General features: G+C 40.8%; 10 protein-coding genes. 5 read left to right on the forward strand and 5 right to left on the reverse strand.

Features of this window, described 5'->3' with window-relative positions; genetic code table 11:
• Together KGY70_11725 and KGY70_11730 are read right to left on the reverse strand one after the other, a co-directional pair.
• Positions 1-285: hypothetical protein (locus KGY70_11725; protein MBS3775850.1), on the reverse strand; the 285-nt coding region annotated here is incomplete at its 3' end.
• 107 nt (positions 286-392) lie between these two features.
• On the reverse strand, positions 393-767 hold the full coding sequence (locus tag KGY70_11730) for a GxxExxY protein (protein ID MBS3775851.1): 375 nt from the start codon (positions 765-767) through the stop codon (positions 393-395).
• Between the two features lie 568 nt (positions 768-1,335).
• On the opposite strand from KGY70_11730, the gene KGY70_11735 reads away from it, so the two are divergent.
• Positions 1,336-1,755: a hypothetical protein gene (locus KGY70_11735; protein MBS3775852.1), complete on the forward strand. Its 420-nt coding sequence runs from the start codon at positions 1,336-1,338 to the stop codon at positions 1,753-1,755.
• A gap of 4 nt (positions 1,756-1,759) precedes the next feature.
• Positions 1,760-2,140 (forward strand): hypothetical protein, encoded by a 381-nt coding sequence (locus KGY70_11740; protein MBS3775853.1) that lies wholly within the window; start codon positions 1,760-1,762, stop codon positions 2,138-2,140.
• 19 nt (positions 2,141-2,159) lie between these two features.
• Here KGY70_11740 and KGY70_11745 read toward each other — a convergent pair whose 3' ends face one another.
• From KGY70_11745 to KGY70_11755, 3 genes are all read right to left on the reverse strand, one after another.
• Positions 2,160-3,242 (reverse strand): DUF5009 domain-containing protein, encoded by a 1,083-nt coding sequence (locus KGY70_11745; protein MBS3775854.1) that lies wholly within the window; start codon positions 3,240-3,242, stop codon positions 2,160-2,162.
• 349 nt (positions 3,243-3,591) lie between these two features.
• Positions 3,592-4,146: an RNA polymerase sigma-70 factor gene (locus KGY70_11750; protein MBS3775855.1), complete on the reverse strand. Its 555-nt coding sequence runs from the start codon at positions 4,144-4,146 to the stop codon at positions 3,592-3,594.
• A 1,209-nt stretch (positions 4,147-5,355) separates the two neighbouring features.
• On the reverse strand, positions 5,356-5,832 hold the full coding sequence (locus tag KGY70_11755) for a hypothetical protein (protein MBS3775856.1): 477 nt from the start codon (positions 5,830-5,832) through the stop codon (positions 5,356-5,358).
• 161 nt (positions 5,833-5,993) lie between these two features.
• Here KGY70_11755 and KGY70_11760 point away from each other — a divergent pair, with 161 nt between their 5' ends.
• From KGY70_11760 to KGY70_11770, 3 genes are all read left to right on the forward strand, one after another.
• Positions 5,994-6,236: a hypothetical protein gene (locus KGY70_11760; GenBank protein ID MBS3775857.1), complete on the forward strand. Its 243-nt coding sequence runs from the start codon at positions 5,994-5,996 to the stop codon at positions 6,234-6,236.
• A 589-nt stretch (positions 6,237-6,825) separates the two neighbouring features.
• Entirely contained in the window at positions 6,826-8,394 is a 1,569-nt protein-coding gene (locus KGY70_11765; protein MBS3775858.1) for a PD40 domain-containing protein, read from the forward strand.
• 47 nt (positions 8,395-8,441) lie between these two features.
• Positions 8,442-10,059, forward strand: a 1,618-nt coding sequence (locus KGY70_11770) for a hypothetical protein (protein MBS3775859.1), incomplete at its 3' end; no start/stop codon positions are given.

The raw sequence follows: 10,059 nt of genomic DNA on the forward strand, positions 1-10,059 counted from the left end.
ATTCTGCTTTAACTGGTTGAGATAGCGTACATGAGGCACCTCAAAAAGTGTATTGACAAATTCAATCCCGTTGATGCCAAAATCTTCACGGGCAATTTTGGGAAAATCGAGGGTTTTCCATTTGCCTTGTCTGATCTCATTCACCAAAGCCCATTGGGCAATGGAAATGTCGTCTTTCCGGTTGATTGGGGTTATCTGGCTTTTTGAGCTTGTTAACACCGAAGGCGCGAGCATGCTCATGGCGCCCAATGTCAGTGATTTGTTGATAAATTCTCTTCTTTTCATGTTCACTAATTATTTTAAGAGTTCTTGATTTAATATTGAATGGCCACGAATGCACGAATGAATTTCTCTTTCATTCGTGCATTCGTGGCTATCATTATTCGTGTCCATCACAAAACAATCCGTTTGTAATTCAGTTTGATTTCTCCAAAATTAACAATTAACGACAGTTTCAGACCTGAAACTTTCAAATAGCTTATTGCCCTTGCAATAAAATCTTCCGCTATACCGGAAACTGCCTTTACTTCAAGAACGATTCGGTCAAATACTACAAAGTCTGCCTGAAACTTATGGGGTAATATGACGCCTTTGTAATTTACTTCATATCTTTTTTCCCTTTCATAGGGAATCTTCAAATTCTTGAATTCATACTCCAGGGCATCTTTATAAACAATTTCAAGAAAGCCGGGCCCGAGATTGTTATGCACATCCATGCAGATCCCAATGATCTTATAGCTTTCTTCTTTATGAATGAGATTTGCCATTCAAATTGCACATATTTGAGCCACTAATCCCGCTTTCAGACGGGACAAGTGTACGAATGAAAGACATAATGTTTATTCGTGTATTCATGGCTCTTTTCCTTTCAAAAATACAAACAAATATCTTCACATAAATAACACCCGTAATTTCGTTTTCTTACCGATTCAAGATTGCTTCAATATTTGTTTGCAGAGCATATTGGCTATAATTTTTTAGCCACCCAATGATTGACAAATGTTTATTAGTGCACCTGTCCCGTCTGAAAGCGGGATTCGTGGCATATCTTTAGCATATCTTCTTTTAAAATTTATCCGTGGTCATTTTTCGAGATAATTGCACACATCGCTCCCCAAATTTAATCAATTTTTAAATCATTCTCCATGATTTGGAGTGCTCTGAAACAAGACCCGCAACCTGGCAATTGATCCTTCTTCCCAGAAAATTTTTATTTTTAAAACAAATTACCACTTTTACATCCCCCAAATTTCATCAAAATTAGCCGGCATTTAAACAACCTACTTACTTCATAAATCGTAAAGTATCCAGTAATAATTATAAAAAATTAAAAATATGGTTAATATTGAAGAGAAGATCAGGGATACCAAAAAAGCAGCAGAGACAGCCTCTCAAAAGATACAGGAAAAACATTTTGACGAAACCCTCAATACTGTAGATAAAACAAAAAACATAATCAATGATATTAAGTATAAATTAAATGGGTTAAATGTTGATCTTTATGATTATGTGTTTGATGATGAGGAGTTTTACTTCAAAAATAAGAATGAACTTAAAGACCTGAGAAATCATATGATCGGTTTTGTTAATGATATCAAAAATTCTAAAAATTTGTATTCAGGTGTTGAAACCCTGTTAAATGAATTTACAGAGGAAATGAACCATTTCAGTGAGATCATTGACGATATGGAAATGAAATACGAAATATTGCCAGGTAACGAAAAAATATATAATATTTTGAAAAATATAAAATAAATACATGTTCTTCTATACTTCAGATTTTGAAAAGTCTCTTAAACGATTAGAGCGTAAAAAGAAATATGGATACTCCACATGTAAAGGTGACATAAAGTATGTTGTTGGTCACCTCTCATTTGAACAAGTATGGGAAATGAGGGACAATATATTTGATGACCCGCCATTCCGCATCATAAAAGTAAGAATTCCCAATAGCGGTCGCAATCTCAGTAAAAAAGAGGGATTTCGATTGATCATGGTTCTCAATAAAGATAAAAAAACGGTTACATTCTTGTATGTATATCCCATGAAAGGAAAATATTCAAGGTTAAATGTCAGCAAAAAAGACCTCCATGAACTTTTAACCACTTTTGCAAAAGAATCTAACCCGAATTATTCCTGAACGATCCACCCGCTTTAATCTAAATCCTGATAAATATCCGCTGTTTATACAATAAGTAACACAGGTACCAGTTAAAGAACCACACAGTGGCACGCGACAAGGCTTCCACCACCGTTGCATCCGTCCACCCCAGAACCAATCCGAACCAAGGCTCTACGATCTGATGGACCACATCACTGAAGCCAAAATGGTTGAACAGGTATATGAACAACGGGTTCATTCCAACGATCACACCAAACATCGCCCAGTTTTTATAGCCTTTCATATCGATAATCCAATATGTAAGGGCAAGTGCAAGAATGGTATAACCCCCGCTGATGAATACAAATGAACCGGTAGCAATTCGTTTGATCACAGGTGACACGGTGGTCAGGCTGTATCCTACAGCCAGAGTGATCAGCCCTGCCAATATAAGTGTTTTAAGTTTCTGCCTGTCTGATTGGCCAGCAAGAAGCAGCTTTCCACACAGCACTCCCCAGATGGTATGAGCGGCTGTGGGTATGGCATTAAAGGACACCCATCCTCCTCTTGAACCGTCGGAAATAAGCTGATCGAAGAAGGTGCCGAAATTCTGGTCCTTAACAAAGGGTTGGTTGAAGCCCTCCAGCGGAAAAGTCCGGTAAAGCACTTCCGTTAATACCACGAGACCCACTGAGATGAGAATTTGCCAGGAAGGCCTTTTGTGAATCAACACAAATGCAATAATATAGGTCACTCCAATCTGGGCCAGCACATTCTGGAAATAAAGGGTAAAATGGTCCTGACCGGTGGTATATAAAGCAACCCCCAGCAAAATCAATATCACGGAACGTTGTGCTGCATGACCCTTGAGTTTGTTCCAGCTCTGTCCTTTTGCCAGCCTTTTACTAACGGAAAAGGGTATGGCCACACCCACGATGAACATAAAAAAGGGTTGTACCAGATCCCAGAAACGAAGCCCCTCCCATTCGGGATGAGAGAACTGTTTGAATATCTCCTGAGCAACGGTGCCATCAAACTCAGAACCTGCAAAATAATGCAGAAAACCGGCATTGACCAGTAACAGCATGGTGAAGCCGCGGAAAAAATCAAGTGAAGTCAGACGTTGTGTTGGTTGAGCCATATCAAACTGGTTTTATATTTTTATAAATAGAGTCTGTCTATAATATCCGCTGGCTGCGTTGCGCTCGTTTTTCATGCCAGTCGATTACATCAAGTAAACTCCTGTCATTCAAAACTCGCAAGCCTTGCCAGCGAACATTCTAGACGAGACTCTTTCAAATCTCCTTGACTTTATGGACAAACACTAAATAGAAGCAGAAAAAGCATTTTTAACTTGGAATAGCAAACCATAAAAAATTACCAACCTATCGAAACAAAAAGGGTTTAAGCCCAAAATACCATAGAGACCCGATGCATTGCGTCTCTATAACATGTATCATTATATCGGAATGGAGCATACTCCAAAATTTCTATCCCATATATTCCCTAAGTTTCTTTAATGCCTGAGTAATATGTTTTTCTACAGTTTTCAGGCTAATGTTCATTTCTCTTGCAATTTCCTTGTTTTTTTTCTCCTCGAAACGACTCATCTTAAAAATCTTCCTGCTTTTATCAGGCAGGGATTCAATGGCATCATGAAGCTTGCTCCGAAGCTCTTCTAAACGGATATCCTGGTCGATAGTCTCTCCGTAATCCTCGTAATATTGAAGCTCCATGTTGCGTATCTTTCTCCGAAGCCAGGCGTACCTGCCTTTTATCCTTTCGTGTTTGAGATGATTCAGACACTCGTTCCTCACACACGCATAAAGGAAGGATTCCAAAGAAGTATTGATGCATAAATTTTTGCGGTCTTTCCATAACTTAAAAAACACTTCCTGCACCATATCCTTGGCCCGCCCTTCATCTTCCACAAACCGATAAGCATACCTGATCAGGGGCAGAGAATACAAATTAAAAATATACTCCAGGGTTTTAATCTCCCCTTGTTTTAATTTCTGAATATTTTTTCTTTCGAAATTGTCCATTTATTGAACATACCCATTACTTGTTTATATGCACTACCCCTGTCGTATAAACCAAAAAACTGCAGATACCCAAAAATGTAAATATGAAAAAAATACCCTCAATTATGAAATTTTAAAATTAACAAAATTTAACCAGAATGAAAAAGCCAGAATGAAAAAAATAATGCCTGATAATTATGATGCCCCATCAATACTCATACCATTTGTCATTAAGTTGTTTGACAAAGGTTTGACAGGAGTTTGACAAAGAGTTTGATGTTAGGTCTGGCAGTTAATTCATTAGTCATTGTTTGTCATTATGTTATTTGACAAGAGTACTGTGGAGCGCAATGAACAAACCGGTAAATATCACATTATTCCCTAGAACGAGGAATATATTCACCAAACGAAAGATTTATCGCGCACTCTACGAGGCGCCTAATATAGCCGGGGTATGGCATTTCTATCGCTATTTGCCCCTTATCGGGGCAAGAGGCGGGGTCATTTAAAAAGTATAAGATAAATGCAATAAAGATAATGTGTAAATGAAACCAAAGGTAAAACCAGATTGCCGGCTTTAGCCGTTGCCTAACTTTAATATAGCGCTACATCGTTTACAAGATTTTAATTGTGATTTATAGCAAAACATCGTTTACAAAGTGTGCCCCCCATGGAGCAGCGCCGTCTAAGGAACCTAACCTATAAAGTCTACCTATGTTCAGCTACCTGGTAACAAACGATTCTTTAATGCTGCCCTCATAGAGTGCCAATAGCGATAGCAACAATTTGCCCACCGATTCCTACGTCTCGCAGAGCGCGCGATAAAATGCGGATTATATGCATCATTATGAATTTGGTGAATAATTATGAAAGGCTAGCTAACAATTAACAAAGGATGCGTAGCAACGGCACAAAATTTTTATTGAACCATATAAAGAACGTCAAAACACATGAGCCTTTATCTTAGAGACTCCTGCATTTCTGTCAATTAAACCCTGAAAGGGTTCAAAGATAGTAGCCCCGTCCGGCAGCTGCCGGACGGGGTAGAATAGCACAAAACATTAAAGCGCTCCAACTGATACCAAAGAATAGGGCAGCGACCGTGGTTGGAGCGCAATGAAGGAACCGGTAAAAATCACATTATTCCCTATGACGAGGAATATATTCACCAAATGAGAGATTTATCGCGAACTTTAGGAGGCGCCCAATATCGGCGGGGGATGTCTATTCTTAAAACAAAGCTGTGCGCTTTAAAATTTCTGATATTTTCTGATCGCTTTCGCCCATTTCTTTCAAGACTGCCTTGATTTTATCTACTTCCACCATTTTCTTGTCTATCTCGTCCTTGTCCCTTTCAATATCTTTTAGCTTTTCTCTGATGGGATGAATGGCAGTACGCCTGTCCCAAATGGTATAGCCCAGATTGATTATAACCAATCCGACAAGTAATGAAATAGCCCAATATAATGCGTTAAACCGATTATGAATACCTTCGAATCTTGCATCCATTTCGTTTCTCAGGGAATTCATTTCGCTTCTTAAAGAACTCATCTCGTTTCTCAGGGAATTCATTCCATTTCGTAAGGACTTTTGTTCTGATTCCAGCCGGATAAGCCTGTCTCTGTCATCTAATGTAAAAGGAACTTCTTCCTGGGCAAACAGGCAACCAGAAAACAAAATAAACAATATAAAAATGAACCGCTTCATCAAATTTTATTTTCTATAATATCAATTAATTCAGAAAACGACACAACTAAGAAAATGAATTGTTTTTCAAATATATTAAATTTTAAATTATACCAATGTATTTTATCTGGAAAACGTAAAAAAAGTAGTTTAAGTTGTCATATAATATAATGAAATCATGGATGGCACGAAGGCACGATAGCACGAAAGAGCGACGGCACGACAGCACGAGGGCACGAAAAATCGACAACGCGAGGGGGCGATGGAGCGAACCTGTAGCTTCTGACAACATGACCCCGCCTCCGTTTCGCTTCCGCGGGGCAGGAACAATTCTGCTTCCCTTTCATGGACCTGATAACCGGTCAGACGGGGTGCTTTCGGAAAGCCCGGCAGCGAACATAGCTACAGATCTATCCGAGGACTGAGGCGAACCGGAGGGTACAATAAGTTATATCAAAAAAACTGGTGATTCCGAGGCTACACCTCTTAATGGTCGAAAAGCCTCAATCACACAATCTTATTAAAAGAAATAACCAAACAACTTATTATTTGTGTACTTGTCCCGTCTGAAAGCGTGATTCGTAGCCATCATTAATCCATTTCAAATACGTGGCCATCCACCAACTGCGTTGTGCCAACTTAATTTACCCGTCCGACCGGCATGCCTGATTCCAAAGGGGATAGACCGGCCGGTTTTGTCATTCAATTCTGCTTTCACTTCATGTATCTGATAACCGGTCAGACGGGGTGCTTTCGGAAAGGTCGGCAGCGAAAGTAACTACAGATCTATCCGGGGTCTGAGGTGAACCGAAGCTGGTGGACTCTCATACCCGCGGATGAAACTAAAACACGGTCCACCATTCGCAATATCACTTTTTCATCTTCACCATCAAAATTCAATCATCCTAACCCGAATTATTCTTAAAATAAAATTGTAATTTTGTACTCTTATATCGTTGCAAACAAATTGTCTAAGTTGATAGAGGAGAAATCCTGACCCAAAAACCAGTAACAATGAAACCCCATATAATATCCTTTCAAATTTTTATCGCCATAACAATTGCAATATTGATTGGCGGCTGCTCAGCTGAAAATTTTGAAAACACTGAAAAGCTTGACCGAAAGCCGGCTATTGATCCAAATTATGACGGAGTAACCATTCCGCCCAATATTGCACCGATGAATTTTCACATTCAGGAAGACGGAAATTTTTTCAGAATCACGGTGACTTCTTCTTCAAACGAGGCCGAATTATCCGTAACCTCTTCAGACGGGATTGTCCAATTCCCATTAAACAAATGGAAGGAATTGCTTGGCAATAACAAAGGCGGAAAATTAAAAATTCAGGTTGCTTCTTCGGCTGAGGATGAAGACCTCCTGAAACAGTTCCGGCCCATATACATGAATGTAGCCGGTGAGCCGATCGATTCCTATCTGAGCTACCGTCTGCTTTATCCCGGTTACTACAGTTGGTCGAAGATGAAGATCATGCAAAGATCATTGGAAAATTTCCGGGAAGAATCGCTTATAGAAAATCAGATCCTTGAAAAGAATTGTGCCAACTGCCATTCATTCAATCAAAGCAACCCGGATGAATTCCTGATCCACATACGGGGTTCCAAAGGCGGAACCTATTTCATAGACGACGGAAAAATCACCAGAACTGCTCTGAAAACAGAAAACATGCCTGGCGGGGCAACCTATCCTACCTGGCACCCCGATGGAAGGTATGTGGCCTTTTCCTCCAACAAGGTAAAACAAAGTTTCTACGCCCATCCCCGAAAAAGCATTGAAGTATACGACCAGGTCTCAGCGCTGGTGCTTTATGACCGGGAAGAAAACGAAATGTTATATATCCGGGAGCAGGATACGGTTGACCATATGCAAACCTTCCCTTCCTGGTCACCGGATGGCCGGTACCTTTACTTTTGCAGGACAAGGCAGGTAGAAGAAAACTACACCGTACAAAATGTGAAGGACATTCATTATGACCTGGCCAGGAAGCCTTTTAATCCGGAAACCAGATCATTTGGCAAAACCGAAATTGTATTTGACGCTGCAGAAAGAGAAAAGAGCGTTTCCTTCCCGCGAATTTCCCCGGATGGACAATATCTGGTGTTTACACTCCATGATTACGGCACTTTCCCCATTTGGCATAAAGAGGCAGACTTACACCTGCTTAATCTGAAGACCGGGGAATCCGGAAGGATGGAGCTCAACAGCGATGAAACGGAAAGCTACCATACATGGTCGTCCAATGGCAGATGGCTGGTTTTTAGCAGCAAAAGAAGAGACGGACGGTCTGCACGTCCATATTTTGCCTGGTTCAGCCCCTCGGGGGAGGTTGGAAAACCTTTCGTGCTTCCCCAGAAGGATCCCACCCGGTACAACAACATGCTGAAGACTTTCAATATCCCGGAATTTGTTAAGGGGAAAATAAACATTGACCCCAGAGATTTTGCCGGGGCAGCAAATAAAGAATCTCTGAATGCAAAAGCAGCGAATTCCGTGGATTCTATCCAAAAATGGTTTAAAGGTGAAGAAGAAGATGCTGCTGAAACAGAATGGGGTATTCATGAATGACCCAACCCAGATGGACCAAGTCTCATGAAAAAAAATAAAAACCATATATGAACCGGAAAATAAAAGATTTCCAAAACACCTATATTTATTATCTGTTTGCCCTTTTCTTTATCCTTACTTTCGGATACTTTTACTGGTTTGGCGATTATGTTTTGTTCTTTCAGGAGAAACAATCCATCTTGATTTTTTCTTCTGAAACTCTTGAGGAATATTTTATCAAGCCCGGCGGAGTACTGGAATTTGCAGGAGAATTTTTAACGCGGTTTTACATCAATCCGGGTCCGGGAGCGCTGATTCTGTCCGTAATACTCACCATACCGGGAATCCTGCTGCTCAAAATCAACAAAAAATTGTTTTCAGACTTGTCCTACTCCCCATTGTTCCTGATGCTGCCTTCCTGCATGCTGCTGCTCATGCAAACCCATTACTATCACTTGATGGAGCATAACCTGGGTTATATTCTGGTTTTGCTATATTTCCTGTTTACGATCCTCCCGGATAAAAAACAACACCGGCATATTGCCCTGGCCGTCTTCCCGCTCGTCTATTACCTGGTGGGCGCATATATATGGATTTTCCTGGCGATGTTTATCATTTACAGCCTGGTGTACGAAAAAGAAAACCTGCGTTTTATTTATACTGTTGTTTCACTGGGAATCGCGGGGATAACCTTTATGGCCTTCAGATTCCTTATTTTCCTTCAGCCTGTGGATCAATTCTTCGGACATCCTTTACCATTGGTGCCAGACCAACACCACAACATCATTTTTTATCTGCTGACGGGGTATCTGGTGCTGTACCCCTTGCTGGGCAAAGCACCCCTTCTGTTCCGGTTCAGTAAAAAGTATATCCGGATTGTTGCCTTCTCCTCCGTGTTGGTGATTCTTGGGATCACGGCAATTTTCCTTTCCGGACTGTATAATCCACAAACCGACCGGGTTCTGGAACTTCAAAAATATGTTTTTGAAAAAAAGTGGGAAGAAGCCATTGAGCTCCATGAAACCACACCCTCAAAAAACCTGATCGGGCAGTACTTTTACAACATAGCCCTTTCAGAAACAGACCGGTTGTGTGAACGGCTCTTTTACGGAAGACAGGATTTCGGGGCAAATTCTCTGATACTACCCTGGGGCAACGAGCACCTGAGCAGGGGGGCTTATTTCTACTATGCCATTGGTCTGATCAACGAAGCGCACCGATGGGCCTACGAAGATATGGTGGTAAATGGATACACCCCACAAAACCTCAAACTACTGGTCAAAACCAACCTTATCAACGAAAACCACCGTATGGCCGGAAAATACATCCGCATGCTGAAAAAATCCCTCAATTACCGTAAATGGGCCCAGGAGTACAGCAGGCTTCTTAACCAACCCGAAAGGGTTCAATCCCATCCGGAGCTGGGGGAAAAGATCCGCCTTCTTCCCGAAGAAGATTTTTTCATACAGTTAAATCAACCTCAGAACAACATTCCCCTTCTTCTTAATGCCAATCAGACCAACCGAAAAGCATTCGAATACAAACTGGCCTGGTATCTGCTCAATAAGAATGTGGAACCTTTGGTGCATCACATCAAAAGGATGGAAAAACTGGGATATGAACGGATCCCCCTTCATGTAGAAGAAGCCGCCCTGGCATACGAAAATAGCGCAGGAAAACTCCCGG

The sequence above is a fragment of the Bacteroidales bacterium genome (genome assembly GCA_018334875.1).
GTDB lineage: Bacteria > Bacteroidota > Bacteroidia > Bacteroidales > UBA12077 > JAGXLC01.